Origin of the sequence: Microbispora sp. ATCC PTA-5024 (assembly GCF_000511135.2) — a bacterium.
In the GTDB taxonomy this organism is placed as follows: Bacteria; Actinomycetota; Actinomycetes; order Streptosporangiales; family Streptosporangiaceae; genus Microbispora; species Microbispora corallina.
The window spans coordinates 49,948-76,853 of record NZ_KI866525.1 but is presented as its reverse complement, the minus strand read 5'-3'; the positions used below and the strand labels follow the sequence as shown (position 1 = coordinate 76,853).

Below are 26,906 nucleotides of genomic sequence, written 5' to 3'. Positions count from 1 at the left end.
CGGGCCCGGCGATGACGGCGAGAGCCGTGCCGACGGGCACCCGCCGGCCGGTCCCGACCAGCAGATCTTCGACTGTTCCCGTGTGGAACGACTCGACCTCGATCATGGCCTTGTCGGTGTCGATGACCGCGATGACGTCACCTCTGCGGATCTGGTCCCCGGGCTTGACCAGCCATTCGGCGACGGTGCCCGACTCCATGTCGGCGCCGAGCGAGGGCATCAGGAACTCGGCGTGCCCGGTCATGAGGCGACCGCCTCTCGTGCCGCCCCGGCGATCGACGGCACCTGGGGGAGGGCGGCCTCCTCCAGATGACGGGCGTACGGGATGGGGACCTCCACCGTGCACACCCGCTGGACCGGGGCGTCGAGCTCGTAGAACGCCTGCTCCACGATGCGGGTGCCGATCTCCGCCGACAGACTGCCCGACCGCCAGCCCTCGTCCACGATGACGGCCCGGTGCGTCCTGCCGATCGATTCCATGATCGTTTCGTCGTCCAGCGGACGCAGGACGCGCAGGTCGATCACGTCCGCCTCGATGCCTTCGGTGGAGAGCACGTCGGCCGCCGCCAGCGTCTTGCCGGTCGTACCGCCATAGGTGATCAGCGTGACGTCCGTGCCGGAACGCCGGAGCACGGCGGAGGTGATGTCCACCGGGCCGGGGCGCGGCTCACCCGACATGCCGTACAGCGAACCGTGCTCGAAGATCAGGACGGGGTCGGGGTCCTCCAGAGCCGGCCACAGCATGCCGCGGGCGTCCTCGATCGTCGCGGGCGCGAGGATTCGCAGGCCCGGAATGTGGGCGTACCAGCCTTCGAGGCTGTGCGAATGCTGCGCGGCGAGCTGGCGGCCCGCTCCGGTGGTCATCCGGATCACCAGCGGGACATGGAACTGTCCTCCCGACATGTGCAGAAGCGTCGCGGCGTTGTTGAGAATCTGGTCGAGGGCCAGAAGGCTGAAGTTGACCGTCATGATCTCGACGATGGGCCGCATCCCGCCCAGGGCCGCGCCGATCCCGGCGCCGACGAAGGCCGCCTCCGACAGCGGGGTGTCGCGGACGCGCTCGGGGCCGAACTCCTCCAGCAGGCCCAGGCTCACGGCGAAGCAGCCTCCGTACGCGCCGACGTCCTCGCCCATCAGGAACACGCGGTCGTCGCGGCGCAGCGCCTCGCGGATCGCCTCCCGCACGGCTTCGCGATAGGTGATCGGGCCGCCGCTCACGACGCCGCCTCCGACGCTCCCACGTTCGCCCCGCCGCTCACGACGCCGCCTCCGACGATGCCGCGTTCGCCCCGCCGCTCGCCGCGGGCCTCTCGCTGTAGACGAAACGCGTGAGGTCCGCCACGGGCTCAAGGGGCGACTGTTCGGCGAAGTCGACGGCCTGCTCGATCTCCGCCGCGATCTCCTTCTCCAGCACGGTGAGATCGCCGTCTGTGATCTCGCGGTCCTCCTTCATCACCGCGACGAGGGCGTCGATGGGGTCGCGCTTCTTCCACTCCTCGATCTCCGCCTTGCTCCGGTAACGGTCCGGGTCGTACATCGAGTGGGCGCGGAAGCGGTAGGTGCGCAACTCCACGAAGTGCGGCCCGGCTCCGGCGCGGATCGCCTCGGCCGCCCGGGTCGCCGCGTCGGTGACCTCCAGGACGTTCATCCCGTCCACCGGCCACGCGGCGACGCCGTAGGCGGCCGCGCGGAGGGCCAGGTCGGTCTGGGCGTGTGACTTCGCCAGTGCGGTGCCCATCGCGTACAGGTTGTTCTCGCAGGCGAACAGCACCGGCAGCCGCCAGAGCGCGGCGAGATTCAGGCATTCGTGGAACTCCCCCTCGGCCACCGCGCCGTCGCCGAAGAAGCACACGGTCACCCGCCTGCGGCCCCGCAGCCTGTCGGCGAGGGCGAGCCCGACCGCCAGGGGAAGCCCTCCGCCGACGATGGCGTTGCCGCCGTAGAAGCGGTGGGCGGCGTCGAAGATGTGCATGGAACCGCCGCGCCCCCGGCTGGATCCGGTGGCTTTGCCGTACATCTCCGCCATGATCGTGGTGGCCGGCACGCCGCGGATGAGAGCGTGCCCGTGTTCCCGGTAGGTGGAGACGACCACGTCGTCCGCGGCCAGCGCATGGCAGACGCCGACGGCCACCGCCTCCTCGCCGATGTAGAGGTGCATGAATCCGCGGATCTTCTCACCGCTGTACAGTTCGACGCAGCGCTCCTCGAACCGCCGGATGCGCAGCATCTGGTGCAGCAACTCCCGGCGCGACTCGGTCCGCGCGCTCTTCTTTCCTGCCATGGGTCTGCCCTCGCGTGCGGCTCGTCTCCCCATTCGATACCCCGTCCGACGGGTTGAAAGAGACGAAGGTTCCGTTTCTGCAGGTAGCTGGGACTCACGTGTGCACGCGCACGGCGGGCTCAGCGGGCGGCCGTCGTCATCGGCCGGATCGGGCGTCACCCGGCCTCCTTCGCGGGCACCACACCAACGGGGCAGGGCGCCTCGTGCAACGCGGCCTGGGTCACGGGCCCGAGGAGGGTCACGGGAGTGGAGCCGATGCCCCGGTTGCCGACCACGAGAAGGGTGGCGCCTTTGGCGGCCTCGATCACGCCACGGCGCGGGGGCTCGACGACGAACTTCGTCTCGATCGAAACCTGAGGACGCTCGGCCCTCCACGGTGCCACGGTCCGTTCGAATCGCGCGATCGCCTCGTGTCGCAGCGCCTCGGGCTCGATGAAGGGAGCCCGGTCCGGCCCCGGCAGCGTGCTGGGGTCCCACCAGCCGCATACGGCCTCCACCCATCCGTCGCGCAGCTCGGCTTCCTGTACGGCGAACCCGAGCGCGGCCTCGCTCGCCGCTGAGCCGTCCACGCCGACCACGATCCGCGCACCGTGTGGAGGCGCGGGCGGCAGGCCCGGCCTCACCACGACGACGGGTCGCCTGGCGCGGGCCGACACGTGTGCCGTCGTGCTCCCCACCGTGACATCGTCGAACTCGCACTGCCCCCGCGCGCCGAGCACGATCAGGTCGGCGTCGAGGGACGCCTCCAGCAGTACGGCGGGGGGCCTTCCCCGCTTCAGATGCCAGCGCACGTCCAAACCCTCCGCCCGAGACTGCGCTTTGCGCACGCCTTCGTCGGCCACGATCGCGCCGAGGCATCGCAGGACTTCGAGCGTCTTCTCTTCAGGGGGCCGGAACGGGTAGGGCCAGTGCCAGGCGTGGCAGACGGTGAGGGAGGCGTCTCGGAGCCGGGCTTCCTCCACGGCCCAGTACAGCGCCTCCTCGCTCGCCGGTGATCCGTCATATCCGACAAGGACGGAACGCGTCTGGTCCTGATCGCTCATCGCCGCCTCCTCAGGGCCGAGTCGCGACTCCAGAAGGCAGGGAGGTCGATGCTCGCCCAACGGGCATACCCCCACGATCTCCGTGGCGGGGGAGCGGCTCCAGAGACGAGAGGCCTTCTTTCCTGAGGCGATAGGAGGATTTCACGTCCTACGCGCCCGGAGCGCCCGTCGATCTGCGGCGGAGGTTCAGACCCCGCACATGACCACCCGCATCAGGGACGATGGCTCACTCGTGACACGCCGGGCACCGATCGGGCGATGACGTCGGCGATCCGTGCCGTCGTGTCGTCCATGTGGCCGCCCTGCAGTTCGACGACTCCGTCGTGTACGGTCACCCGCCAGGCCGCCGTCCCGCCCGTGAGCTCCGCGAGCGCCGTGAGCACGTCGTCGCGGATTCTCCCGTCGCCGTGGGCCACCACCCCCATGAGGTCATGCCTGCTGACGATGCCCACCAGGGTGTCGTCCCGTACGACGGGGATGCTCTTCATCCCCAATGTGATCATCAGATCGACGACATCCAGGATGTCGGCGTTCTCCTGCACCGTCCGGACGTTCGGCGACATGACCTCTTCGACCCCTACTGCCGACGGCGAGTCCGGCAGGGCCGCGGGCCGCAGGCAGGCCCGCGGGCCGGCTTCGAACTCGCCGCGCAGCAGGTCCATCTCGCTGACGATGCCGACCATGCGGCCCGCCTCGTCGACCACCGGCGCGGCCGTGATGTCCTGATCGTAAAGCAGCCTGATGGCCTGCCTGACCGTCGAGGTCAGGGGGACGGTCAACACGGGCGCCGTCATCACTTCTCCGACGAGCATCGCGATCACCTTCTGTCCAGCCGGCCCATTCCCGGGAGTTCTCCGTAGGCGCCCCCGTACGGCGCCCAGGTCGTCAGGGCCCCCTCAGCTTGACCACGGCCAGGGGGCACGTCGCGTGGTAGAGCATCGCCTGGCTGACCGAGCCGAGGATGAGCCCGGAGAACCGACCGCCTCCGTGGGAGCCGACGACGAGCAGCTCCGCGCCGTCCGAGGCCGCTCGCAGCGCCTCCACCGGGTGGGCGCGGACCACTTCGTCGATCACCCTCACATCCGGGTACCGTTCCCGCAGTCCGGCGAGCGCCTCCCCCAGCAGGCGCGCCTCACTCTGCTCCTCGCCGAGCTCGCCGGGACCGGGGGTGAGGACGCTGCCCGCCTGCGACGGGCTCCAGGCGTGCACGGCACGCAAAGGCGCCCCATGGAGTGCGGCCTCCGCCATGGCGAACTCGACCACCCTGCGTCCCAGAGGTGAGCCGTCGACGCCGGCCACCACCGATCCGTACGGAGACCGGGGTGTCTCCCGCACCACGACGACGTCGCCCGTGGCGTGCGCGACCGTTCCGTACGCGACGGACCCGAGCAGCAGGCCGCGGAAGCCGCCGAGCCCGTGGTTGCCCAGGACCAGCAGGTCCGCGTCCCCGGCCGCCTCGATCAGCGCCTGCCGGGGGTCCCCCGGCAGGAGCGCGGAGTCCACGGGCACGTCCAGGGCCTCCGGCGTCGCCCACGCCAGCGCCTCGGCGAGCACGGTCGAGGCGTTGACGCGCATCCAAGCGGCCACGCCGCCGAGCCGGTCGCCCTCGCTCACCTCACAGACCCAGGCCGGTAGGACATGCACCACGCGCAACGGCACATGGCGCATGGCGGCCTCGCGGGCGGCCCACGCGGCGGCTTCGAAGCCGGCTCGCGAGCCGTCGACTCCGGCGACGATCACGGCTCCTCCCTTTCCGGCAGCTCCACGCTCCCGACTTTCTGGGTGTGCCGTCACCTGCATGTTTGCCGGAATTCCAGCGTCAACTCCTGTGCGAGGGCGGCGATGGCCGACATCACCGGCGGGGTGATCGGGGCGCCGATCGCGAAGTCACCCCCCTCGATTCCGATGACGAGCAGGCGCGCCGGCATCCGGCCGAGCGCGCGGCCGAGGGCGACGGCGTCGGCAAGGCCGAAGGAGTGGGAGCTGCCGCGCCAGGACGCTCCGCCCGGCACGCCGGGGTCCCGGTGGACGGTGCCCGGCGCCGCCCCTGAGGAGACGGCGTCCACCACGACGGCCAGACGGGCTCCGGTCCAGGCCTCGACGATCTGCGCGGGGTCCGCGGCGCTCTCCACGACGGCGACGGAGCGCGGGAGGGACCCGCGCAGCCGCCGGACGACCTCGAGGCCGGCCGCGTCGTCGCCCCGGCCGTCGGCGCCGAGGCCGATCACCACCGTTGCGGCGGGAGCCGGCGTTTCAGCGGGAGTCGACATGGAGGTCGAGGAAGTGCGCGGAGCAGGAGATGCAGGGATCGTGGTTGCGGATCGCCCGCTCGCACAGCGCGGCCAGCTCCTGCTGCGGCAGGCCGAGGCGGGGTTCGATGAGCCGGCGCAGGTCTGCCTCGATCCGGGCCTGGTTCTGCGAGGTCGGCGGCACGATGTCGGCCTCGGCGATCAGGCCGTCGTCCGCGAGGCGGTACCGGTGGTAGAGCGTGCCACGCGGCGCCTCGGACGCGCCGTGGCCGGTGGCGGCCCTCGGCTCGACCGGAACGGACGGCGCCTCGGGCTCGGCCAGTTGCTCCATGATCCGCAGCGCCTCGTCGCAGGCGTGCACGATCTCCACGGCCCGCACGATGATGCTGCGGAAGGGGTTGCGGCAGGTGGGGCCGAGTCCCGCCGCCGCGGCCGCCTCGCGCGCGAGCGGCGAGAGCTGGGCTGAGTTGAGGCTGTAGCGGGCCATCGGTCCGACGAGGTAGCCGGCGGCCCCGTCCAGCCGGGCGTGCAACGCCGTCGAATGCGGCACCTGTTCCTCGGTCACGTGCTCGGGCCACTGCCGTACGCCGAACGCGCCACCGTCGCTTGTGATCACCTCCCCGGACAGGATGGCGTACTCGCCGGGATGCCGCAGGGCGAGGAAGCGGTAGTCGTGCTCGACGTCGGGGAAGTCGAAGCCCGCGACCCACGAGACGGTCGCGAGAGCGACCTCGCGGGCGCGGCGCAGCCGCTCGGCCGCCGGGGCGAGCTCCCTTTTCGACGGGACCCGGTAGAAGCCGCCGACCTTGACGTTGACGGGGTGGATCGGCCTGCCGCCGATGGCCGCCACGAGCTCGTTGCCGGCCTTCTTCAGCGCCAGTCCCTTCTCGATCAGGTCCCGGTGGTCGGCCGCCATCGCGATGCCGCTGTCGTAGCCCAGGAAGTCGGGCGCGTGCAGCAGGTAGACGTGCAGCGTGTGCGACTCGATCCACTCCCCGTAGTACAGCAGCAGTCGCAGGTCGCGCAGCGGGCCCGGCACCTCGGCGCCGCACGCGGCCTCGACGGCCTGGCAGGCGCTCATCTGGTAGGCGACGGGGCAGATGCCGCAGATGCGGGCCGTGATGTCGGGGGGCTCGGTGTACGAGCGGCCGCGCAGCAGGGCCTCGAAGAACCGCGGCGGCTCGTAGATCCGCAGCCGAAGGTCCACGATGCGGCCGTCGCGGGCGCGGACGAACAGCGCCCCCTCGCCCTCGACCCGGGACAGGCCGCCGACCGTGATCGTCTTGTGCGTCACCGACGGCCCTCCCCGTGATCCCGCCCATGATCTCTGGAAGCGCAGCCCGCGCATCCGCCCGTACGGCTCCGGGGCTGCTCGGCGTGCTCGGCGGCCTGCCGGAACGGCTCCTCGGTGGCGTTGAAGGTCCGGTAGACCCGCACCAGCTCGGGGGTGCTCATGCCGAGCTCCCTGAGCTGCCGGTTCAGCGCCTGGACGTTCGGGCTCTCCATCGGGCCGAAGCAGCCGTAGCAGCCCCGGTTGAAGGCCGGGCACAGCGCCCCGCAGCCCGCCTGGGTGACCGGTCCGAGGCAGGGGGTGCCGTGGGCGACCATCACGCAGGGGTTGCCGCGGGCCTTGCACTCCACGCACACGCTGTGCGGCGGCACGACCGGGCGCCGCCCGGCGAGGAAGGCCGAGATGACCTCCAGCAGTTGGCGCCGGTCGATCGGGCAGCCGCGCAGCTCGAAGTCCACCGGCACGTGGGCCGAGATCGGGGTCGACCGGTCCAGGGTGGCGATGTACTCGGGCCGGGCGTACACCACCGAGGCGAACTCCCGCACGTCGGCGAAGTCGCGCAGCGCCTGGATCCCGCCGGCCGTCGCGCAGGCCCCGATGGTGACCAGATGCCGCGACACCCGCCGTACGTGCCGGATCCGCTCCAGGTCGTCCGGCGTGGTGATCGACCCCTCCACCAGCGACAGGTCGTACGGCCCGGGCCCGGCGGCGCTGGACGCCTCCAGGAAGTAGACGATCTCGATGTTCGCGGCGACCGACAGCAGCTCGTCCTCGCAGTCGAGGAAGGTGAGCTGGCAGCCGTCGCACGAGGCGAACTTCCACACCGCCAGGCGCGGAACCGCCTCGTTCGCCGTGCTCATCACAGCTCCCTCACGGCCAGCAGGCCGGCGGCACGCTCGTAGCCGACCACCGGCCCGTCGAGGCAGACGAACAGGGGGCCGAGCTGGCAGTGACCGCACCAGCCGAGACCGCACTTCATGTTGCGCTCCAGCGACAGCTCCACCCGCACGGGCGGCACGCCCCGCCGCACCAGCTCGTCGGCCGTGGCCCGCATCATCGCCTCGGGACCGCACACGAAGGCGAAGGTGTGTCTCGGTTCGAAGACGACGCGGTCGAGGAGCTTGGTGACGAGCCCCACCGGTCCCTTCCACTCCTGATCGGGATGATCCACGATCACCTGGACGTCGACCCCGCGGTCGCGCCAGCGGGCCAGCTCGCGGGCGTAGAGCAGGGTGGCGGGCGTGCGCGTGCCGGCGATCACGCTGATACGGCGGTAACGGGAACGGCGAGTGAGCAGCTCACGCACGAGGGGCCGCAGCGGCGCCAGACCGAGCCCGCCCGCCGCGACGACCACGTCCATCCCCGCCGCGGCCGGTACGTCCCAGCACGTGCCGTACGGCCCCCGCACGCCGACGACCTCCCCGGGCCGTTTGCCGCACAGGGCGTCGGTGACCGCACCCACCGCGCGGATCGTGTGCACGTAGCCGCCGGCCCGCGCCCGCCCGCTGACGGACATCGGGACCTCGCCGACGCCCGGGGCGTACAGCATGGTGAACTGCCCAGGACGGAATGCCGGGCAGGTTCCGCGCACCGGCTCCAGCGCCACGGTCACCGTGTCGGTGCGGTCAGGCCGCCGCCACCGTATCCGATACGGCGCAGGCGTCATCGGGCGCACCAGGGGGGAGGCCGCGGGGCCGGATGGCAGCGCTTCCAGGGCCGCCTCCAGCGCCGCTTCCAGGGCCGTCTCCCGTGCGACGATCATCGGGCGCGGGTCGGCTGTCATGGCAGGTTCGCCAGCTCCTCGGTCACGTCGATCCCCACAGGGCACCAGGTGATGCAGCGGCCGCAGCCGACGCAGCCCGACGTGCCGAACTGGTCGTACCAGGTGGAGAACTTGTGCGTGAGCCACTGGCGGTAGCGCGCCGCCCCCGATCCGCGGACCGGTGCGCCGCCCAGCTCCGAGAACCCGAGCGTGAAGCAGGAGTCCCATCGCTCGGTCCGCTCGGCCACACCCTCGGTGAGGTCGGTGGAGTCCTCGACGGTGGTGCAGAAGCAGGTGGGGCACACCATGGTGCAGTTGGCGCAGGTGAGGCAGCGCGAGGCGACCTGCTGCCAGCGGGGCGAGCCGTGGGCGTCCGCCACCCGCTGCTTGATCCCCTCGGTCTCGACGCGTCGGCCCATGTGCTCGGCGGCCGTCCGGGAGACGTCCTCCGCCGCCGCGACGTCCCCGGAGTCCGCGTGATCGCGGGGGAGCCCCGCCAGGATCTCGGCGCCCCTGTCGCTGCCCGCCTCCGCCAGGAACCGATGCGGGCCGGACAGCTCGGTCAGCGCCAGGTCGAACCCGGTGGTGGCCCTCGGGCCGGTGCCCATCGAGACGCAGAAGCACGTGCCGCCGGGCACGGCGCAGTTGACCGCGACGAGGAACAACGCCTCACGCCGCCTGCGGTAGTCGGGATCGGGATGCCTGCCGCCGAGGAACACCCGGTCCTGGACGGCCAGGGCGGCCAGGTCGCAGGCCCGGATGCCCAGCAGAGCGATTCGCGGCGCGTCCGGCTCGGGTTCCTCGACCGTCTCGCCCCGCATCCGGAACAGGGTCCGGCGGGGCGGCTGGGTGAAGCGCTTCGCGGAGTCGGGGCTCGCGGCGAAGTCGAACAGCATGTCATCGCCCCGGTCGTTCAGCCGGTAACGGCCCGGCGCCTGCTCGTCCCCCTTGCCCTTCGGCAGTTCGGCCTCGGAGGAGATCTCATCCATGCGGACGACGCCGTCGCGGGCCTTCGGCGCCATGACGGCGAACCCCCGTGCCCGCAGTTCGGCGATCAGTGGTTCCAGCGATCGGATGACGACGGCTTCCATGGGCGGCCCCCTTCGCCCTATGAGCACCCCGCTCTCCTTCACGGTACGCCGTCGGGTGTCACAACCGCGCCGACTGGTCCGTCCGCCACGTTGGACTTCGCCCGTGATGCCGGCCTCACCGGGGGTGGGGGAGGACCTGCCGGCGATCGTCGCGGGCCGGGGCCTCGCCCACCCATCCGCAACGTGATTCAGGCGCGGTGGCCCGGAGACAGCGGCATCCGCAGGACGAAGCACGCTCCGCCGTATACGGACTCCTCGACATGGAGGGTGCCCTGATGCGCCGAGGCGATGCCGCGGGCGACGGCCAGGCCGAGGCCGGCGCCTCCCCGGTCGCGGCTGCGGGCGGCGTCCAACCGTGCGAAGTGCTGAAAGATCCGCTCGCGGTCGGCCGGGGGAACCCCCTCTCCGTCGTCGGCGACCGTCAACTCGGCGCCGTCCTCCGCGCGACGCAGGCGGATCCGTATCGTGCGTACGGCGTGCCGCCGGGCGTTGTCGAGCAGATTGCCGAGCATGCGGATGATCTGCTCGGGATCACCCTCGACGGTCACCCCGGGTTCGATCCGGAGACAGAGGTCGTGCCCGTCCACCTGCCGGGCGGCCTCGGACCGGACCAGCGCCGTGAGGTTCACCCGCTCCGCTATCCGGGGGGCGGTCCCCAGGCGGGTCAGGAGGAGCAGGTCGGTGACGATGCCCTGCACCCGGTCGAGGTCACGCAACGTGTGGCCGAGGAGGTCGTCCAGATCGGTCTCGTCCGGATGCAGCTGCGCCTCCTCCAACCGCGTGCGCAGTGCGGCGATGGGGGTGCACAGCTCGTGCGAGGCGTCCGAGGCGAACTGCCGCTGCCGTTGCCGGGCGCGTTCGGCGCGGTCGTCGGCCTCGCGCAGCCGTTCCAGCGTCCTGTTGACGGCCCGGGCGAGCCGGGCGACCTCCCCGCCCCCGCCTGTCTCGACGACCCCGGTTCTCGCGTCCCCGAGGTTGATCGCGTCCAGTTCGAGGCGGATGGACGCCACCGCTCGCAGCGACCTGTCTGACATTCGCAGTCCATTCACGGCCGGCAGGACCAGGATCAGGAGGGCGTCGGCGACCCGGCCGGCGCGGATCCTGCGCAGGCGGCCGGCGAGTGCCCGTACGCGCCCTGTGCCGCCACAAAAGGTCACTGTCATGACCGCGCTCCTGCCCACCCCCGGTCGTACTGTCGGCGAGTCGAGTTCGCGGCCCGCGGGTGCGGGTCGTCGAGCGCGGTGTCGCCCGGCGTGGTGTCGGCCTCCCCCCATGCGGGCGTGGTCGCGACCGCGCCGGGCAGCCGCCGGGTGATCCCGGCGGAGGATTGGACGATTTCGTCCATCTTGTGATACTATGTCGGAGTTGTCAAGACTCTTCAACCCGCGTGACTTCGCCCCCTACCCGTCACCTGTTTTGACATAATCGGATATTTACCCCAAAGTGGACTAAATCGTCCACTTGCCCTCGGTGGTGGTCCCACCGGGTGCGGCAGGAGAATGGTGAGTCCGATGCCGTCTCTGCACTCGATGCAGATCTACTACGCGACAGCGGCGACGATGGTGTTGGCCCTGCTCACGGTCCTCGGTGGGGTGAGCCTTGACGTGGCGATCCGATACAGGTTCGAGGACCAGGTGTTCTTCGACTCCGAGCAGGTCGCCGCCCAGTGGAGCGCGCAGGTGCGCGGCGGCGCGCTGCCGCGTCCGGTCTCCGTCTCCGGCGCTGTCGACCTGGTCCAGTTGGTGGACGCGCGGGGCAGTGTCGTGGATGCCAGCCCGGGCGCGACGGGGCGGCCGCCGCTGAGCACGTTCCGGCCCTCAGCGGACAACCGGCTCCAGCGACGCGTGGAGTGCGGCCGGGGCGAGCGGTGCGTCCTGCTCATGGCCAACCGGGTGTCGCCGGCCCCCGACTCCCCGGTCGTCTACGCCGGAACGGTCGAGCCGCCCTTTCTGGCGACGCACCGGCTCGAATACCTCATCGCGGGGCCCGCACTCCTCACGGTCCTGCTGGGCGGCCGCCTGATGTGGTGGATCATCGGCCGGGCGCTCGGCCCGGCGGAGCAGCAGTACCGGCTCGCCTCCGTCACCTCCCACGAACTCAGGACACCGATCGCCGGCCTGAAGGTGCAACTGGAGGAAGCCCTGCTCCACCCGGAACACGTCGACCCCCGGGACACCATTCGGCGGGCGCTGTCGGCCACCGGACGGCTCGAGGCGATCGTGCAGGACCTGCTGACGATGGCCGGGCTGCGTGGCGGTCAACCGGCGCCGTACGAGCCCGTCGACCTCGCGGCGCTGGTCACCGAAGAGGTGGACGCTCACTCCGGCGGTACGCCGATGGCGCTCGACACGGCCGGGGACGTGTGGGTGCACGGCTCGCGGATCCAGCTGATCCGGCTGGTGGGCAACCTGCTGAACAACGCGCGGCGCCACGCGGCCACCGGCGTCACGGTCTGCGTCGGATCCGCCGACGGTCAGGCGGTCCTCGTGGTGACCGACGACGGCGAAGGCATCGCCCCCGCCGACCGTGAGCGGGTCTTCGAGCGGTTCACCCGCCTGGACGAGGGACGGCGCCGGGACGCCGGCGGCACCGGACTGGGGCTGGCGATCTCCCGCGACATCGCCCGCGCCCACCGGGGAACGCTGCGGATCGAGGACTCCCCCCGCGGAGCGCGGTTCGTCCTCCGGGTGCCACTCCTCGACCGGAACGCGTTCGGCGAGCGGAGTCTCCCGCAGCCGGGCGCGGTGCTCCCCTGGAAGCGCTGCCGGAAGAACCTTGGAACAAACCCGTTCGAGGCGTGGGTGAAGGGCCGGTGAGGGACCGGCACCGCCGGAGGGAGAACACCCATGACCACCGCCCGCGGCCGCAGGTGCGGCTTCCCCTGCGGCGTGCACGGATGACTGCGCCGGATCCGCAAGCTGGGGAGGCCGGGACCTGTATGAGCAGGGAGAACGCGCCCGGACGGCCTGAGTACGAGGACACGCTCGGAGCCGAATGGGAAAGGCACCGGCCCGCGGTCTTCGGCGTGGCCCACCGGCTGCTGGGCAGTGTGGCCGATGCCGAGGGCGTGGCTCAGGACGTGTGGCTGCGGGCGGCCGGAACAGACCTGCGGGACATCGATGATCTGCGGTCCTGGCTGGTGACGGTGGCCGCACGGCGGTCGTACGACATTCTCAAGAGCGCCCGTTTCCGCCGGGAGACGCCGGGAGACGTATGTAGGGCCGTGGCTGCCGGAACCCCTGCTGACGGGGCCGGACGCATCCGAGCCGGTCCTCGTCGACGAGCCCGTCGGCTCGGCGATGCTCCTGATCATGGAGGAGTTGAGCCCGCTGGAGCGGGTGGCCTTCGTCCTGCACGATGTCTTCGGTCTCGAGTTCGTCGGGATCGCCGAAGTGCTGGACGTCTCCGCGCCCATCGAAGAGACAACTGATCGAGGAGATGATTCCCATGAAAGCGATCGTGGTGACGGACCAGGCTGCGGGAACGGCCGGGATGACGCCGGCGGAGCGGCCCGAGCCGCCGGCAGCGATCAACGACGTCGTCGTTGAGGTTCACGCGTCGGGATTCGTCCCGACGGAGATGGAGTGGCCCTCGACCTGGACCGACCGCCGCGACCGTGACCGGACACCGTCGATTCCTGGGCACGAGCTGGCCGGACTGGTCGCCGCGCTCGGCTATGGCACGACGGGGCTGTCGGTGGGGCAACGGGTGTTCGGCCTCACGGACTGGCACCGCGACGGCACCCTGGCGGAGTATGTGGCCGTCGAGGCACGCAACCTCGCGCCGCTCCCGGGCGACGTCGACTTCACGGTGGGCGCGAGCCTGCCGATCTCGGGCCTGACCGCGTGGCAGGGACTGTTCGACCACGGCCGCCTCCAGGCGGGGCAGAGCGTGCTCGCTCACGGCGCGGCCGGCGCGGTCGGGTCGATGGTGACGCAACTCGCGCGTGAGTTCGGTGCGTACGTCATCGGCACCGGACGCGCCGCCGACCGGCAGAAGGCGCTCGACTTCGGCGCGCAGGAGTTCGTCGACCTCGACAACGAGGCGCTGGAAGACGTCGGCGGAGTCGATCTGGTCTTCGACGTCATCGGCGGCGACGTCCAGAGGCGGTCCGCGGGTCTGGTTCGGGCCGGAGGAACGCTGGTGTCCGTCGTCGGGCCGCCCGAGGCGCGGCCTGCGGACGGCCGGGCGGTCGACTTCGTCGTCGAGGCCGATCGGGCCCAACTGGGTGAGATCGTCCGGCGGGTGCGTGACGGACGGCTGCGGACGAACATCGGCGCCGTCGCCCCCCTCGACGACGCCGTCGCCGCCTTGAATCCGACCGAGCGGATCAGCGGGAAGACGATCATCCGCGTACGTCCCTGAGGACTCGGGTGAGGGGCCCCGCCCACGACAGCCGGCGACGGGAGGGGCGGGCGAGGCACAGGCCACGGCAATCCACGGGCGATGACGGCTGACGAACCCATGCGGTGGGCTGATTCGGTTCATGTGACCGCAGGTACAGCTTTGGCGTCATGCCTGGTCAAGGGTCGGGAAGAGATCCTTCGCGACACACCGCGCGCGGGGCGGCCACTCGTGACCGCATCGTCGCGACCACCGCGGACCTGATGCACCGGCAAGGGGTCGCGGCGACGACTCTCGATCAGGTGGTGGACACCTGCGACGTCAGCAAGTCGCAGCCGTATCACTACTTTCCCGATAAGGAGGCGCTGGTCGCCGAAGTGATCGCGGTTCAGGCGAACCGCGTGCTCTCCGCTCAGAAGCAACTGCTTGAGCAGGTGCGCTCGATGCGGGAGCTCGAGAAGTGGCGTGACGCGCTGGTCGCGAACCTGGGCATGGCCGGCTACCGATGTCCGGTCGGCTCACCGGCCACCGAGCTCGCCGGCCGCTCCGATTCCGCTCGCCGTACGCTGTCGGGCGCCTTCGGCACGTGGACGGGCGATGTGGCGAGCGCCTTCGTCCGCCTGCAGGAGAGCGGTGAACTGCGCTCCGGGGCCGTGACGGAGGACCTCGCCCTCGAGGTGGTCGCGGCGCTGCAGGGCGGATATCTGCTCGCCGAGACGATGCAGGACGAACAGCCCTTCGTGCTCGCCCTCGACATGGCGCTGGGCTGGGTCAAGGCTCACGCGGGGGAGGACCGCTAGAAACGATCACGAGCTGTTGTGACACGCAGCCAACGCGAGCAATGCAGAGGAGGACCCGCCGGAATGGGATCGTGGATCTCTCATGGCAGGGCCCCCGAAGCCCGCCGAGGATGAACGATTCATCTGCCGCGAGCCGAAGGCGAGCGAGGCCGAGGCGGGGTGATCAGCCCGCTACCGCAGCCGATTACGGAACGTGGGGGACCGGCGAACGGCTGGGGGCGTCCCTCACAACTCGCGCCGTTGCCCTGTGTTCGGGCCGATGGGACGTTGTGCGCATGCGGCGTGCTGTGTCGAGGAGGTTGGGTGTGGCCGGTGTCCTGGCCGCGCTCGCGTGCGTAGCGGGTACGGGGTGGCCGGGCGGCCTCCCCACGGCCGGGGCCGCGACCGGGCTTTTCGCCGGCCCGACGCCGTCCCCCACCGCCAGTCCGACGCCGTACCCCACCGGCGGTCCGGAACTGGTCTACGTGGCGAACGCCCACGGTCCGGTGACCGCCTATCCGACCGGGAGCACGGGTGCCGTGTCGCCGGCGCGGCGACTGGCCGACCCCGGCGACCCGAACACCTACTGGGGGCCGTGGGGGATCGCCTTCGACATAAGCGGGAACGCCTACGCACAGAGCTTCCTGTCGGATGCGACCACCTTCGTCTACCCACCGGGCGCCACGACGCCGGGCCGGATGTTCCGCGTCGCCGGGCCGGACTCCCGGGCGGTGGCGGTGGACACCGCGGGGTACGCGTACGTGGCGACCGGTCAGGCCGAGGCGGCGATCTCCGTGGCCGCACCGGGTGCGAGGGGCACGGCCGCGAACCTCTACACGGTTCCCGCGGTACGCCAGATCCCGCTTGACGAGTCGGGGTTCCATCCGTGGCCGAGCGTCCTGACCACGGACACGTCCGGACATGTGATCGCCGCGGTGGCGCGCTCGACCGGCAACGCGGTGGAGTTCTTCAACGGCGGCCCGTCCGGCGGCGCCACACCCGTACGGGTCATCGCCGGGCCGCACACCGGGCTGGGCAGCTGCTCCAGCACCTGCGACCAGCTCGCGGTCGCCTACTCCGCCTTCACCGGCCGGCTCTACGTCGCCGTCAGCCAGGGCCAGCAGACCCACATCAACGTGTACGCCGGCACCGCGAGCGGGGACGCCGCCCCGGTGCGCGTGATCTCCGGCTCGGCGACCGGCCTGGCCGGGAAGGTGGTCACCGGCATCGCCGGCAGCCAGGTCGACGGCACCATCTTCGTGCTCACCAAGGCGGCCGCGTTCAGCAGCCCCGGCAGCATCCTGGCCTTCGACCGGCTGGCCGACGGCAACACGCCGCCACGGCGTACCTTCACCGACGCCGGCACCGGACTGGTCGACGGACTCGGCATCGCGGTGTCGTTCGTCCGCTGACCCCGGCCCGGTCCCGCCCGGCGTGCGACCACGCTCAGGGGGTCGCTACACCTGGCCCGTGGCTTCGAGTATGTGCTTCAACCGGGTGAGGTCGGCCTGCACGAGTCCCGCGTCGCGGAAGAAGTCCTCGTCGCTCATGTCCGGGAGGCGGCGCAGGGTGAACACCACTTCGCAGGCGTCGCCATCGGGGATGACCCGCATCGGGTTGTAGATCACCTCACCCGAGGGCAGGGTGACGTCGTGGTCGAGGACGCCGTACTCGTTGCGCTCCACGAAGGCCAGGCCGACCCGGCCCGACGGGGTGTCCACGAACCACCGTCCGTCGACGTTCTCCACGGAACTGCCCAGCCCGGGAGCCCACTCCGGGAGGTTTCCCGGGCCCGAAGCGTACCGGTAGACGTCGGCCGCGTTGCGGTCGATCCGCTCGCTGACGTGCCTGGATTCCGAAACCATGCCCGCCATGATGCCGGTCCCGGCCGTTCCGCCGCCACGCAGGGGCACTCTCGTGAAGCGGCGCCCGAACCGGCTCCTATCGCGGGGGCTTCGGCCGCCCGGTCGCCGCGACGACTGCGGCTGAGGCGCACAGCGCGGCGGTCCAGACGAGCGTGGCGCCGGCCGAGGTGTGGTCGGCGATGGCCCCGGCCGCCCATGGGCCGACGGCTTGGCCTGCGGCGAAGACCGTGGTGAAAGCGGAGAGGGTGGGTGCCCAGTCCTCGGGGCGGGTGGCGCCGCGGATGGCCGCGGTGACGGCGGCCGGAACCATCATGAAGGTGCCGCCGTAGGCCAGGACCGATACGGCGAGGACGGCGTATGACGAACTGACGAGGGCGAGGGCGCTCGCGCCGCCGAGGATGGCCAGCAGGACGGTGAGGACGCGGGCCGGCGGCCACGCGCCGATGAGGGGGTTCCACAGGCGTGGTGCGGCCATGGCGCCGCCAGCGACGGGCGGGTGCCTGCCGGAGGAGAGACCCCGTGGTCTCGGCAGGGGTGGGGATCAAGCTCACCGCGTGGTGTTTTTCAGGTGGCGGTCGAGGAAGGCGATCACCGTACGGGCGAGGGCGACGCGATGATCGGACAGGGCGTGGTCGGTGCGGAAGACGTGGTGCTCGAGGCCCGGAACGGGGTGGGCGAGGTAGGCGTCCACCAGTGGCGCGTGGTGGACGCCTGCGGGGGTGACGGGGTCGCGGTCGGTGCCGATGAGCAGCACGGGGCGGGTGGCCAGCCGCGGCGCGAGGTGGGCAAGGCTCCACGCGTCTCCCGCCGTCTCCATCTCCGTGACCAGCGCCTGCGCGTCGGTGCCGCGCAGGGGGAGCAGTTCGCCCGCCCAGTCTTCGAGGTAGGCGGCTCGCACGGCCGGGTCGCTCTGGCAGGCGGCGGCGGCGGTCCCGAAGTCGAACCCGGCCACCGAACCGACCGCGGCCACGCCGGGATCGGCGGCCGCGGTCATCAGCGCGGCGAAGCCGCCCGCGCTGTGGCCGATGACGGCGAGCCGGCCGGGGTCGAGGTCGTGGGCGGTCGCGATGCCGGACTCGCGCAGGCGGGCGACCACGCGAGCGGAGTCCTCCAGCACGTGCGCCCACGACCAGGAGCCGTCCATCCCCCAGGAGCCGCGGTAGTGGAACACCAGCGACGCGTAGCCCGCTCGGCGGAGCGCCTGCGCGAGGTCGAAGTTCCGCTCGTTTCCGGGAAAGCCGTGCAGCAGGACCACGACCGGGTGCGGGCCGGGGCCCGGCGGCAGGTGCAGGACGCCCAGCAGCGTCGCACCCGCGCTCTGAAAGGTCACGGGCACGGTGCGCGCGGCGGGTCCCTGCGGATGGACGGGATCGGTGACGAGCGGGTCGGGCACGGATACTCCTCAAGATGGAACCGACTGGTTCGATCAGGAGGTTAGCAGCACATCGAACCGACTGGTACCATCTATGCGTGCCGGTACCCAAAGGCAGCAGCCTGGATCCTGACCGCACCCGGGCGGCGATCCTTCGCACCGCCGAAGGCGTCCTGTACGCGCGCGGGCTCGACGGCGTGGGCATCGCGGAATTGTGCGCCACCGCGGGCGTTTCCAAGGAGACGCTCTACCGCCACTTCGGGTCGAAGGACGAACTCGTCCGCTGCGTCCTGGAAGCCCGCAGCGACCGCGCCACGAACTGGCTCGCCCGAGCGGCCGCGGACGCCGGCGACGACCCGGCGGCCCAACTCGCCGCGGTCTTCGACGCCCTCGGCCGCTGGTTCGACGAACCCGGCTTCCGCGGTTGCGCGATCGTCAACGCCGCCACCCAGCACCACACCGCTCCGGCCGGCACCATCGCGGCCCGCCATCTCGGCCGCTACCTGGACCTTCTCACCTCGATAGCCACCAGGGCCGGAGCCGCGGATCCCGCCGCCCTGGGACGGCGGCTCCTCCTGCTTCTGGAAGGCGCGACCGTGGTCGCCGACCACCTCGAAGGCCCCGGCGCCGCCGCCGACGCCCGCGAGGCGGCCCTCGCCCTCCTGGACGGCGCGGTCAAGAGGCCCGCCTCCTGAGGCGGGTGCGCGCTCACACGCCATCTCGGAGCGTTTGACCTTCGTGTTGTTTGAAGCATCAGGATGGAGGTGCGGGGGACAAGAAGATCGGATGACTCGGGGTGTTCGCGCGGGGCGGCGAACGTCACGACGAGTGCTCTGCGCTTCTACGATGACTGCGGATGAGCAGGATTGCGTGCGTCTGCCGTTCACCGGCACGCATGTCCGGCTCGACGGCCCAGGTGGCGAAGGGATCCTGCCCGTGGTCGAGGAGACGTTCCCCGCCCCAGCGCTGACGGCCGGCGTCGGCCCAGACGTGATGCTGGAGATCAGTCGGCCTGGCCTGCCCGTTGTCGTCCGCTCGGCCGACGACAGCGAATTCACCACCCTCGTCATGCCGGTCAAGGCGGCCTTCCGGCCGGACATCAAGGAGAATCGTGAGCCAGCCCGCTGATACGAAGCCGGACGAGACGATGGCCCGCATCGTCGCCGCCGTGGAGCTTGGCCGTTCAGGGCAGAGGGGCGAGGCCCGCGACGCCCTGACCGCCCTCTGGGACCGGATCGGCGCCGATGGCGACGCCTTTCACCGCTGCGTCCTCGCGCACTACCTCGCAGACCTTCAGGACAGCGCGGAAGCGGAACTGGTCTGGGACGAGCGCGCCCTGGCAGCCGTCGCCGACCTCACCGACGACCGTGCTCAGCGGTACCACTCCTCGCTACAGGTTCAGGGCTTCCTGCCCTCACTGCACCTCAACCTGGCCGACGTCCACCGCCGACTGGGCAACGCCGACCTGGCCCGTCAACACTTGGCGAACGCCCGTGACCTCGTCCAGCACCTACCCGAAGACCCGTACGGCACCATGGTCCGCGCCGGCATTCGAAACGTCACCGGCGCCCTCGACGCCGGCTCGACGCACCGCCTCGATTCTCACCCGTAGGAGCCGAGCCGCCGGGCCACTCTCGGCCCGGTCCCCGGCGGCCCGACGCCAGGGCGGACGCCGCATGGCTTGTGGGAATGAGTTGGGTGTAACTCTTCCTCAGTGAGTGTCTGAGCTGGGCTTCTGTGGTCGTGACTGTTTAGTCCATGAACCGCCTTCTCCTGTGAGTGCAGACGGTGATGCGGTGGTGACGGTGGGCTCGTTGCTGGAGGAGCTGGCACGGCGTGAGGCTGTGGCCCGGCAGCGGATCGCGGAGATCCGCGAGCAGATCGCCGCCCTGGAGTCACGGCTGGAGGATGAGCACGATCGGTTGTCACGGCTGGTGATCACAAGGGAGACGGTGGAGGAGATCCTGGGCGAAGCGGCCGAGCTGGCCGGTGAGTCTATGGAAACGGCCGAACTTGCAGGCGGGGGCATCGACGCGGTCGGCGCGGTTCCGGTACGGCCGCCGGTGCTCGGTGTGGCGACGGTGCCGCCGTGGCGGCCGGGCATAACGGCGGCGATGTTGCCGCGCGCGTACCGGGGACGCGGTAGAGATCATGGTCGATGCCGGGCGGGCGTTGCGGGCTGGGCAGATCGCGGTGGCGATGGGCTTGCCGGATGAGGCCGCCAAGCGGGAGGGGCTGCGTTCGAAGCTGAAGCGGCTGGTGGTCGACACCTTCTACGCCGCGCGGACGCCGCTGCCGTGCACCGCCTGCACGGTGCTGGCGATCAGCGTGGACGGCAAGGGCGTCGCGATGCGCCCCGAGGCGCTGCGGCCCGCGACCGCCAAAGCCGCCGCCCGCGCCCGCGCCACCTTCCGGACCCGGCTGGCGGCGGGTGAGAAACCGACCCGCAAACGGATGGCCACCCTCGGGGTGGTCTACGACGTCGAGCCCGCGCCCCGCCGGCCGCACGATGTGATCGCCGTCCCCGGCGACCGGGCCGGGCAGCCCCTGCCGCGCGCCAGGCCGTCCGCGACGCGCACGTGGCTGTGCGGCTCGGTCGTCACCGGCCCTGGCCCTGTGATCGCAAAGGTGTTCGACCATGCCGAGGCCCGTGATCCCGCGCATGCCCGTCCCTGGGTCGTGCTCGTCGACGGGGCCCGCCACCAGCGCGACCTGATCACCGCCGAAGCCGCCCGGCGCCGCATCCGCGTCCACATCGTGATCGATTTCGTGCACGTGCTGGAGAAGTTATGGGCTGCTGCGTGGAGTTTGCACCCGCCCGCGGCACCGGCCGCGGAGGACTGGGGCGCCGGGCATGCCCTGGCCCTGCTGGCCGGGCACACCGGCCAGGTCATCACCACGCTGACCACGCAGGCCGCCACAGCCGGCGCGCAGCACCGTGACGGCATCGACGCGTGCTTCCGCTAGCTGTCCGACAACGCCAGGCATCTGCAGTATGACCAGGCGCTGGAGGCGGGATGGCCGATCGCGACCGGGGCGGTCGAGGGCGCGTGCCGTCATCTGATCGCCGACAGGTTCGACCTGGCCGAGCGCGGTGGGGCCTGGCCGGAGCCGAGGCGGTACTGAAGCTACGCGCGCTGGTCGCCAACGGTCATCTGGAGGAGTACTGGACTTTCCATCTCGCCCGACAACACGAACGCGTCCATCAGACCGGCTACCAGGACGGATACGCCCTCACGGCTTGATCGCTTCAGCCACTCAGGAGTAGCCGCACCCATTGAATTGGGTGCAGCTCGATGCTGAGTGTCGCGATGGCATATGTCACGCACGTGGCACGACATCTGAGCTGGAGCTTTGACCGTCAACCGGCTGTGCCCCGGTCGGAGCCGCAGCCAAAGACAGACTGGCTCGCTGAGGACAACGCGGCACGCAGACGTGATCCGAGCTATCGGGTGGACCCTCTCAGCTCCTGAACCGCGTCGATCACGCTGTCCACCACCTCGGTCACCGGCTTGGATGCATCGATGATCGTCGCGCCACGACGTTCGTAGATCGCTCGCATCCGAGGATTCCATTTCAGGGTCGCTGCGAGCTCTTCGGGATGCTGACCGAACGCATTCGTAGTACGGGTCGCGAGCCGATAGCGGAGGGTGTCCTCGTCGATCACCAGGCACACGATGAGGTCGAAAAGATCACGTACGTCTGCCTCGTTCTCCACCGACCCACACAAGAATGCGATTCGGAAACGAGACTCCTCGGCGAGGGTCTCAACGCGCTCGCGATTGATCGCCCACCCGTGTCGATCGAGCCAGCCCCCGGGAACCGGATACGGAGGGTCCGTCACGACCTCGCCCTTAGTTCGGTCGATCCAGCAACTGATGCCGTCCTCGTCGGCGTCGAGCGCGACATAGCCACGCGCTCGCAACACCTCGCAGACCGTCGACTTACCAGCCCCTGAATTGCCCGTCACCCACACCAAGGTCACGCCGCCAGCGTAGAGATGACCAGCCCGGGCTAGCAACGCTATTGCCGCGTTCAGGCAAGGCGTAGCCTCGACCGAGTCACTGATCCGGCACACCCGGTGGACGGCCGAAGCTCCAGCTCAGACGGTGCCATGTGCGTGACGTACGCCATCGCGACCGGTCACTCAGCCCGAGCTGCACCCAAATGAGTTCTACTCTTTCCCGCGATCATGCTGCCGGCGGTGCCCCGGGCCAACCGGTCAACCGCCGCGCCTCGCCTGAAAGAATACGACTTACTTTCATTCGGCGTCCCGTCCTACGGCCATGTCGGCAGGCGCCAGAGAGGGATGCTCAGCGGGCCCAACGGAGCGGACGTCAGACGGAACGCGAGGTCAACGGGGGCAGGCGGAGAGCCACCGGCCGACGATGCCATCATGCTTCACTCCTGTGACAGGAAATAAGCATGCTTACTGTCTTGACAGGGTGTCAGTAACCGGATCGTAATTAGTATCCACGCCTTCGGGACACCCCCTCTTGAGGCATTCTCGCTGGTTCGACACAACGGTCGTGGGGCACCGGCCCCGGGCCCCGCGTCGACGTCCGGTCCGCCGCACCACCCCCTTGTGGCGCCGCCGGCGGGTAGCGCGCGTCTCCTGGAGAAGCACATGACTGGACGATTTCTGCGCAGGTCACCACCCCCCGCCTCCGGCACCCGGTCCGCGTCGCGGCCGTGACTCCCACACCGGGAGGCTCCTCGGCCTCATGGCCGAACTCCCCATCCCCCCATCACGGACAGCAAAGGAAGCTGCGTAACGTGAGGCACAAATCCTTCTTCACCGCGGTCGCCGTAGCGGCGCTCGTCGCCCTGGGAACGGCGGGTACGGCGCTCGGCGCCACCACGTCGGCCACGCGCGGCACCGCTGCGGCTGCGGCGACCGGCGGATGCGGCAAGGCCCCCGCGCTGGCGAGCGGTTCGCACACGATCACGAGCGGCGGCCAGAGCCGCAGCTACATCCTGCGGGTCCCCGCCAACTACGACAACAACCACCCCTACCGGTTGATCTTCGGGTTCCACTGGAACGGCGGCACCGCCAACGACGTCGACTCGGGCGGAACCGACGGGTACAACTGGTCGTACTACGGTCTGAGGCGCCTGGCCGACAACGCCGGCAACAGCACGATCTTCGTCGCGCCCCAGGGCATCGGCAACGGCTGGGCCAACTCCGGCGGCCGGGACGTGACCTTCGTCGACGACATGCTTCAGCAGATCGAAGCGGCCCTGTGCGTCGACACGGCGCAGATCTTCTCCTCGGGGTTCAGCTACGGCGGTGCGATGTCGTACGCGCTGGCCTGCGCCCGTCCGAACGTCTTCCGCGCGGTCGCGGTCTACTCCGGCGCGAACCTCAGCGGGTGCAGCGGCGGCACCCAGCCCGTCGCCTACATGGGGCTCCACGGCCTCAGGGACAACGTGCTGCCCATCTCCTCCGGACGGGCGCTGCGTGACACGTTCGTCAGGAACAACGGCTGCACCCCGCAGAACCCGCCCGAGCCCGCGCAGGGCAGCCTGACCCACATCGTCACCTACTACTCCGGGTGCCGGGCCGGATATCCGGTCGTCTGGGCCGCCTTCGACGGAGCCGGTCACGACCCCGGCCCCCGGGACGGGTGCACCTGCGACGGCTGGCAGACCTGGACCTCGGGAGAGGTGTGGAAGTTCTTCACCCAGCTCCAGAGCAACCCCTCCCCGTCACCCTCCGCCTCGCCGACCACCTCCCCGACCACCTCGCCCACGGGCAATCCGCCGGCGACGTCGGCGCTCCGGGGTGTGGGGTCGGGCCGGTGCCTGGACGTCCCCAACGCCTCCCAGAGCAACGGCACCCAGCTGGCCATCTGGGACTGCAACGGCCAGACCAACCAGCAGTGGACCTCCACCAGTGCCGGTGAGCTGCGCGTCTACGGAAACAAGTGCCTGGACGTCAACGGCGCGGGAACCGCGGACGGCACCAGCGTGATCATCTGGGACTGCAACGGGCAGAACAACCAGAAGTGGCGCCTCAACTCCGACGGATCCATCACCGCCGTCGGAGCCAACAAGTGCCTGGACGTCTCCGGCGCCGGCACCGCCAACGGCACCAAGGTCCAGATCTGGACCTGCAACGGCGCCGCCAACCAGAAGTGGACCCGCGTCTGAGTCCGCTGTCCGCGCCCTCGTGGTGCGGGAGGTCGTTTCCGACGCGATGATGTGATCGAGGGCGTCCGGCGAGAGTGCGTTCGCCGGACGCCCCCATCGCGATCGGTGACACGGGCATATTCCACGAGCCCATGCCGTGCTCGCTTCAGCCACACGGAGGACCGCGGCTTCGAGTGCCTGGCGGGCGTCCAGTCCGCCCGCCGCCGGCGGCCCAGACCACGGAATCGGCCGGTGTAATTTTCAGCTCGGTCGCTCGACGTGGTGGGGGTATGCCCAGTAAGAGCAGATGGGCGAGGTGGAAGCCGTCACCGCCACTTGACCGTCCACGAATTCATTGTATTTGCTCTAATGCGTTATCGCCCACAACTCCCGCACAGTTGTCACGATGCGCTGTTAACGCTAACAGCGTATAGAACGCATTCTGCGGTGTCTCATGAAGAATGCCGCGTGCCCCCGGACGCGTGGCATCGCCGGGACACCTCCCACCCCAGGAGGCGAGAACCCGTGGACCTGTCGCTTCTTCGCGGTCTTGGACGGCGGCCCCGGCTCGCCGCGGGCGTGGCCGTGGCCCTCGTCGGAGCCGTCCTCACGACGCCGCCCACGGCGGCCCGGGCGGCGACCCCGACCGTCAACGTCACCGTCAACGCCCGCGAAGGACTGGGCACCGTGCCCGGCACCGCGTACGGCCTCAACCAGGCGGTGTGGGACGGAAACATGAACACCCCGGCGTCGGTGGACCTCCTCGGCAAAGCCGGCGTGCAGATGATGCGCTATCCCGGCGGCTCGTACGGTGACGGCTTCCACTGGAAGACCACCACCGTCTCGGGGGGCGGGTGGGTGGCGCCCGGCACGGACTTCGACTCCTTCATGGGCACGGTCAAGGCCGTCGGCGCGCAGGCGATCCTCATCGCGAACTACGGGTCCGGCACGCCGCAGGAGGCCGCCGACTGGGTGAAGTACGCCAACGTCACCAAGGGGTACGGCGTCACGTACTGGGAGATCGGCAACGAGATCTTCGGCAACGGCTACTACGGCGCCGACTGGGAGCTCGACTACCACGACAGCAAAGGTCCGGCCGCGTACGCGAACAACCTCGTGCAGTACGCCCAGGCCATGAAGGCGGTCGATCCCACGATCAAGATCGGGGCGGTGGTCACGGATCCGGGCAACTGGCCCGACGGGGTCGTCGCCACCGGTGACAGCGCGGCCTGGAACCAGACGGTGCTGTCGATCGCGGGACCGTACATCGACTTCGTGATCGTGCACTACTACCCGAACCACACCACCGCCGCGGACGTCCTCCAGCAGGTGCGGCTGCTCCCCGGGGAACTGGCGCAGGTGCGGCAGCAGATCAACCGGTACGCGGGCCCGAAGGGCCCGGACATCGGCATCGCCGTGACCGAGACGGCGTCCAACTACCAGTCGGACACCCAGGTGGGCGGCCTGTTCACCGCGGACGTCTACTTCGCCGCGCTGGAGAACGGCGTCTTCACGGTGGACTACTGGGACACCCGCAACGGCATGGGCGACGTCAGCACCGCGCCCGACGGATCGACGTCGTACGGCGACGGCGGCCTGCTGTCGAGCGGCAACTGCAACGGCGACGGCGTCTGCGAACCGCCGCTGAACACGCCGTTCGCGCCCTACTACGCGCTGCAGATGCTCAGCAGGGTGGCGATGCCCGGCGACACCCTGGTCAGGGCCGGCTCGGACAACGGGCTCGTTTCGGTGCACGCGGCCCGCAACGCGGACGGCGGCCTCAGCGTCGAGATGGTCAACCAGGATCCCGCCAACGCCTACTCCGTGCACCTCGGCTACGACGGCTGGACGCCGAGCGGCGCCACCCCCACCGTCTACACGCTCGGCTCCGGGTACACCTCCATCGCCGCATCGAAGCAGGGCACCGCGAGCACCCAGGTCATTCCGCCGTACTCGATCGTGACGCTCAAGCTCAGGCCGTCGGCCACCAACCCGGTCAGCATCACGCTGGCCGCGCCCGGCAGCCCGACGGCCAGTGACGTCACCGCCGACACCGCGAGGATCTCCTGGCAACCGTCCACCGGCGGCGACGTCACCCGTTATGCCGTCTACCAGCAGTTCGGCACCAACAGCGTGCTGCTCGGCGAATCGACCTCGACCTCGTTCACCGCGCGGAACCTGGTACCCGGCACCGCCTACACGCTCAACGTGCTCGCCACCGACCAGAAGGGCTATCTCTCGATGCCCTCGAAGCCGGTCACCTTCATCACGGGGACGCCGCGGAACAGCACCTGCGCCGTGACCTATGATCTCGCCACGGGCTGGGGCAGCGGTTTCGTGGCGAACATCAGCGTCACCAACACCGGCACCACCCCCATCACCGGATGGACACTGGCCTTCAGCTTCCCGGCCACCACCGAGTCCGTCTCCGACAGCACCTGGAACGCCACCTTCGCCGGGGACGGGCAGCACGTGGTCGTCACCCCGGCCGGCTCGAACACCTACCTCGCTGCCAACGGCGGCAACACGGTCAGCTTCGGATTCGTCGGCAATCAGACCGGCGCCAACCCGCCGCCCGCCTCCTTCACCCTGAACGGGACCGTCTGCACCACGACCTACTCGTCCTGACGTGCTCCGGGGGGCGCGGCCTGAACGGCCGCGCCCCGCCGGCACTCTTGTGAACCGCATACTGAGTAT

At 70.5% G+C, this 26,906-nt stretch carries 30 protein-coding genes; 13 read left to right on the top strand and 17 right to left on the bottom strand.

Features of this window, described 5'->3' with window-relative positions; all coding sequences use genetic code 11:
* The 13 genes from MPTA5024_RS42625 to MPTA5024_RS42620 all read right to left on the bottom strand — a co-directional run.
* On the bottom strand, positions 1-244 hold a 244-nt coding region (locus tag MPTA5024_RS42625; protein ID WP_036329656.1), incomplete at its 3' end, for a biotin/lipoyl-containing protein.
* A complete protein-coding gene (locus tag MPTA5024_RS26400; protein WP_051458705.1) occupies positions 241-1,218 on the bottom strand; it encodes an alpha-ketoacid dehydrogenase subunit beta in 978 nt (325 codons plus the stop codon). The genes MPTA5024_RS42625 and MPTA5024_RS26400, both read right to left, overlap by 4 nt.
* Before the next feature lie 37 nt (positions 1,219-1,255).
* Positions 1,256-2,281 carry a pyruvate dehydrogenase (acetyl-transferring) E1 component subunit alpha gene (gene pdhA / locus MPTA5024_RS26395; RefSeq protein WP_198167406.1) on the bottom strand — a complete coding sequence of 342 codons (1,026 nt, stop codon included), beginning with the start codon at positions 2,279-2,281 and terminating at the stop codon, positions 1,256-1,258.
* Between the two features lie 155 nt (positions 2,282-2,436).
* Entirely contained in the window at positions 2,437-3,324 is an 888-nt protein-coding gene (locus MPTA5024_RS26390; protein WP_036329654.1) for a universal stress protein, read from the bottom strand.
* Positions 3,325-3,536: 212 nt separating this feature from the next.
* Complete coding sequence (locus MPTA5024_RS26385) at positions 3,537-4,136, bottom strand: CBS domain-containing protein (protein ID WP_036330742.1); 600 nt, start codon at positions 4,134-4,136, stop codon at positions 3,537-3,539.
* A gap of 73 nt (positions 4,137-4,209) precedes the next feature.
* Positions 4,210-5,064, bottom strand: a complete 855-nt coding sequence (locus tag MPTA5024_RS26380; RefSeq protein WP_036329652.1) for a universal stress protein — start codon at positions 5,062-5,064, stop codon at positions 4,210-4,212.
* A 50-nt stretch (positions 5,065-5,114) separates the two neighbouring features.
* On the bottom strand, positions 5,115-5,555 hold the full coding sequence (locus MPTA5024_RS26375) for a hydrogenase maturation protease (protein ID WP_036329650.1): 441 nt from the start codon (positions 5,553-5,555) through the stop codon (positions 5,115-5,117).
* Between the two features lie 22 nt (positions 5,556-5,577).
* Complete coding sequence (locus MPTA5024_RS26370) at positions 5,578-6,867, bottom strand: Ni/Fe hydrogenase subunit alpha (RefSeq protein WP_036329648.1); 1,290 nt, start codon at positions 6,865-6,867, stop codon at positions 5,578-5,580.
* A complete protein-coding gene (locus MPTA5024_RS26365; protein ID WP_232326652.1) occupies positions 6,864-7,724 on the bottom strand; it encodes an oxidoreductase in 861 nt (286 codons plus the stop codon). Before MPTA5024_RS26365 ends, MPTA5024_RS26370 begins: the two co-directional genes overlap by 4 nt.
* Positions 7,724-8,647: an FAD/NAD(P)-binding protein gene (locus MPTA5024_RS26360; protein WP_232326651.1), complete on the bottom strand. Its 924-nt coding sequence runs from the start codon at positions 8,645-8,647 to the stop codon at positions 7,724-7,726. Before MPTA5024_RS26360 ends, MPTA5024_RS26365 begins: the two co-directional genes overlap by 1 nt.
* Entirely contained in the window at positions 8,644-9,717 is a 1,074-nt protein-coding gene (locus tag MPTA5024_RS26355; RefSeq protein ID WP_036329646.1) for a 4Fe-4S dicluster domain-containing protein, read from the bottom strand. Before MPTA5024_RS26355 ends, MPTA5024_RS26360 begins: the two co-directional genes overlap by 4 nt.
* A gap of 188 nt (positions 9,718-9,905) precedes the next feature.
* The gene (locus MPTA5024_RS26350; protein ID WP_198167405.1) at positions 9,906-10,880 is read right to left on the bottom strand and encodes a sensor histidine kinase; all 975 of its coding nucleotides are present in this window, start codon (positions 10,878-10,880) and stop codon (positions 9,906-9,908) included.
* Positions 10,877-11,062 (bottom strand): hypothetical protein, encoded by a 186-nt coding sequence (locus MPTA5024_RS42620; RefSeq protein ID WP_036329644.1) that lies wholly within the window; start codon positions 11,060-11,062, stop codon positions 10,877-10,879. Before MPTA5024_RS42620 ends, MPTA5024_RS26350 begins: the two co-directional genes overlap by 4 nt.
* Before the next feature lie 166 nt (positions 11,063-11,228).
* Here MPTA5024_RS42620 and MPTA5024_RS26345 point away from each other — a divergent pair, with 166 nt between their 5' ends.
* The 6 genes from MPTA5024_RS26345 to MPTA5024_RS26325 all read left to right on the top strand — a co-directional run bounded on the left by MPTA5024_RS26345 (position 11,229) and on the right by MPTA5024_RS26325 (position 16,252).
* The gene (locus MPTA5024_RS26345; RefSeq protein ID WP_051458700.1) at positions 11,229-12,533 is read left to right on the top strand and encodes a sensor histidine kinase; all 1,305 of its coding nucleotides are present in this window, start codon (positions 11,229-11,231) and stop codon (positions 12,531-12,533) included.
* 80 nt (positions 12,534-12,613) lie between these two features.
* Positions 12,614-13,147, top strand: coding sequence for a sigma factor (locus MPTA5024_RS44705; protein ID WP_442922093.1), 534 nt, complete (start codon positions 12,614-12,616; stop codon positions 13,145-13,147).
* Entirely contained in the window at positions 13,056-13,265 is a 210-nt protein-coding gene (locus MPTA5024_RS44700) for a hypothetical protein (protein WP_198167403.1), read from the top strand. The genes MPTA5024_RS44705 and MPTA5024_RS44700 overlap by 92 nt, the downstream gene beginning before the upstream one ends.
* Positions 13,165-14,082: an NADP-dependent oxidoreductase gene (locus MPTA5024_RS26335; RefSeq protein WP_036329640.1), complete on the top strand. Its 918-nt coding sequence runs from the start codon at positions 13,165-13,167 to the stop codon at positions 14,080-14,082. Before MPTA5024_RS44700 ends, MPTA5024_RS26335 begins: the two co-directional genes overlap by 101 nt.
* Before the next feature lie 149 nt (positions 14,083-14,231).
* Positions 14,232-14,861, top strand: a complete 630-nt coding sequence (locus MPTA5024_RS26330) for a TetR/AcrR family transcriptional regulator (RefSeq protein ID WP_036329638.1) — start codon at positions 14,232-14,234, stop codon at positions 14,859-14,861.
* Between the two features lie 305 nt (positions 14,862-15,166).
* Positions 15,167-16,252: a hypothetical protein gene (locus MPTA5024_RS26325; RefSeq protein WP_036329635.1), complete on the top strand. Its 1,086-nt coding sequence runs from the start codon at positions 15,167-15,169 to the stop codon at positions 16,250-16,252.
* Positions 16,253-16,297: 45 nt separating this feature from the next.
* Here MPTA5024_RS26325 and MPTA5024_RS26320 read toward each other — a convergent pair whose 3' ends face one another.
* From MPTA5024_RS26320 to MPTA5024_RS26310, 3 genes are all read right to left on the bottom strand, one after another.
* Entirely contained in the window at positions 16,298-16,705 is a 408-nt protein-coding gene (locus tag MPTA5024_RS26320) for an SRPBCC family protein (protein WP_157099738.1), read from the bottom strand.
* A 76-nt stretch (positions 16,706-16,781) separates the two neighbouring features.
* Positions 16,782-17,180, bottom strand: a complete 399-nt coding sequence (locus MPTA5024_RS26315) for a YbfB/YjiJ family MFS transporter (protein WP_036329633.1) — start codon at positions 17,178-17,180, stop codon at positions 16,782-16,784.
* A gap of 72 nt (positions 17,181-17,252) precedes the next feature.
* The gene (locus tag MPTA5024_RS26310) at positions 17,253-18,098 is read right to left on the bottom strand and encodes an alpha/beta hydrolase family protein (RefSeq protein WP_036329632.1); all 846 of its coding nucleotides are present in this window, start codon (positions 18,096-18,098) and stop codon (positions 17,253-17,255) included.
* A gap of 77 nt (positions 18,099-18,175) precedes the next feature.
* On the opposite strand from MPTA5024_RS26310, the gene MPTA5024_RS26305 reads away from it, so the two are divergent.
* The 5 genes from MPTA5024_RS26305 to MPTA5024_RS26285 all read left to right on the top strand — a co-directional run bounded on the left by MPTA5024_RS26305 (position 18,176) and on the right by MPTA5024_RS26285 (position 21,044).
* Positions 18,176-18,772, top strand: coding sequence for a TetR/AcrR family transcriptional regulator (locus MPTA5024_RS26305; protein WP_036329630.1), 597 nt, complete (start codon positions 18,176-18,178; stop codon positions 18,770-18,772).
* A gap of 151 nt (positions 18,773-18,923) precedes the next feature.
* Positions 18,924-19,205: a hypothetical protein gene (locus MPTA5024_RS42610; RefSeq protein WP_036329628.1), complete on the top strand. Its 282-nt coding sequence runs from the start codon at positions 18,924-18,926 to the stop codon at positions 19,203-19,205.
* Entirely contained in the window at positions 19,189-19,689 is a 501-nt protein-coding gene (locus MPTA5024_RS26295; RefSeq protein ID WP_198167401.1) for a hypothetical protein, read from the top strand. Before MPTA5024_RS42610 ends, MPTA5024_RS26295 begins: the two co-directional genes overlap by 17 nt.
* A 184-nt stretch (positions 19,690-19,873) precedes the next feature.
* Positions 19,874-20,293 (top strand): hypothetical protein, encoded by a 420-nt coding sequence (locus tag MPTA5024_RS26290; RefSeq protein ID WP_051458699.1) that lies wholly within the window; start codon positions 19,874-19,876, stop codon positions 20,291-20,293.
* The gene (locus MPTA5024_RS26285) at positions 20,229-21,044 is read left to right on the top strand and encodes a hypothetical protein (RefSeq protein ID WP_198167400.1); all 816 of its coding nucleotides are present in this window, start codon (positions 20,229-20,231) and stop codon (positions 21,042-21,044) included. Before MPTA5024_RS26290 ends, MPTA5024_RS26285 begins: the two co-directional genes overlap by 65 nt.
* A 478-nt stretch (positions 21,045-21,522) precedes the next feature.
* Here the strand turns inward: MPTA5024_RS26285 and MPTA5024_RS26280 are convergent, their stop codons facing one another.
* Positions 21,523-22,062 (bottom strand): AAA family ATPase, encoded by a 540-nt coding sequence (locus tag MPTA5024_RS26280; RefSeq protein ID WP_157099736.1) that lies wholly within the window; start codon positions 22,060-22,062, stop codon positions 21,523-21,525.
* A 791-nt stretch (positions 22,063-22,853) separates the two neighbouring features.
* On the opposite strand from MPTA5024_RS26280, the gene MPTA5024_RS26275 reads away from it, so the two are divergent.
* Both MPTA5024_RS26275 and MPTA5024_RS26270 read left to right on the top strand, forming a co-directional pair.
* A complete protein-coding gene (locus MPTA5024_RS26275; RefSeq protein WP_036329624.1) occupies positions 22,854-24,230 on the top strand; it encodes a lectin in 1,377 nt (458 codons plus the stop codon).
* A gap of 504 nt (positions 24,231-24,734) precedes the next feature.
* Positions 24,735-26,837: a cellulose binding domain-containing protein gene (locus MPTA5024_RS26270; RefSeq protein ID WP_051458697.1), complete on the top strand. Its 2,103-nt coding sequence runs from the start codon at positions 24,735-24,737 to the stop codon at positions 26,835-26,837.
* The last annotated feature ends 69 nt before the right edge of the window (positions 26,838-26,906 follow it).

Bases quoted from the DNA above. Each gene is read 5' to 3' on its own strand.
- pdhA (WP_198167406.1), bottom strand. From the start codon at position 2,281: ATGGCAGGAAAGAAGAGCGCGCGGACCGAGTCGCGCCGGGAGTTGCTG.
- MPTA5024_RS26390 (WP_036329654.1), bottom strand. From the start codon at position 3,324: ATGAGCGATCAGGACCAGACGCGTTCCGTCCTTGTCGGATATGACGGA.
- MPTA5024_RS26385 (WP_036330742.1), bottom strand. From the start codon at position 4,136: ATGCTCGTCGGAGAAGTGATGACGGCGCCCGTGTTGACCGTCCCCCTG.
- MPTA5024_RS26365 (WP_232326652.1), bottom strand. From the start codon at position 7,724: ATGAGCACGGCGAACGAGGCGGTTCCGCGCCTGGCGGTGTGGAAGTTC.
- MPTA5024_RS26360 (WP_232326651.1), bottom strand. From the start codon at position 8,647: ATGACAGCCGACCCGCGCCCGATGATCGTCGCACGGGAGACGGCCCTG.
- MPTA5024_RS26355 (WP_036329646.1), bottom strand. From the start codon at position 9,717: ATGGAAGCCGTCGTCATCCGATCGCTGGAACCACTGATCGCCGAACTG.
- MPTA5024_RS26350 (WP_198167405.1), bottom strand. From the start codon at position 10,880: ATGACAGTGACCTTTTGTGGCGGCACAGGGCGCGTACGGGCACTCGCC.
- MPTA5024_RS42620 (WP_036329644.1), bottom strand. From the start codon at position 11,062: ATGGACGAAATCGTCCAATCCTCCGCCGGGATCACCCGGCGGCTGCCC.
- MPTA5024_RS26345 (WP_051458700.1), top strand. From the start codon at position 11,229: ATGCCGTCTCTGCACTCGATGCAGATCTACTACGCGACAGCGGCGACG.
- MPTA5024_RS44705 (WP_442922093.1), top strand. From the start codon at position 12,614: ATGACTGCGCCGGATCCGCAAGCTGGGGAGGCCGGGACCTGTATGAGC.
- MPTA5024_RS26335 (WP_036329640.1), top strand. From the start codon at position 13,165: ATGAAAGCGATCGTGGTGACGGACCAGGCTGCGGGAACGGCCGGGATG.
- MPTA5024_RS26330 (WP_036329638.1), top strand. From the start codon at position 14,232: ATGCCTGGTCAAGGGTCGGGAAGAGATCCTTCGCGACACACCGCGCGC.
- MPTA5024_RS26320 (WP_157099738.1), bottom strand. From the start codon at position 16,705: ATGGTTTCGGAATCCAGGCACGTCAGCGAGCGGATCGACCGCAACGCG.
- MPTA5024_RS26315 (WP_036329633.1), bottom strand. From the start codon at position 17,180: ATGGCCGCACCACGCCTGTGGAACCCCCTCATCGGCGCGTGGCCGCCG.
- MPTA5024_RS42610 (WP_036329628.1), top strand. From the start codon at position 18,924: ATGACTGCGGATGAGCAGGATTGCGTGCGTCTGCCGTTCACCGGCACG.
- MPTA5024_RS26285 (WP_198167400.1), top strand. From the start codon at position 20,229: ATGGTCGATGCCGGGCGGGCGTTGCGGGCTGGGCAGATCGCGGTGGCG.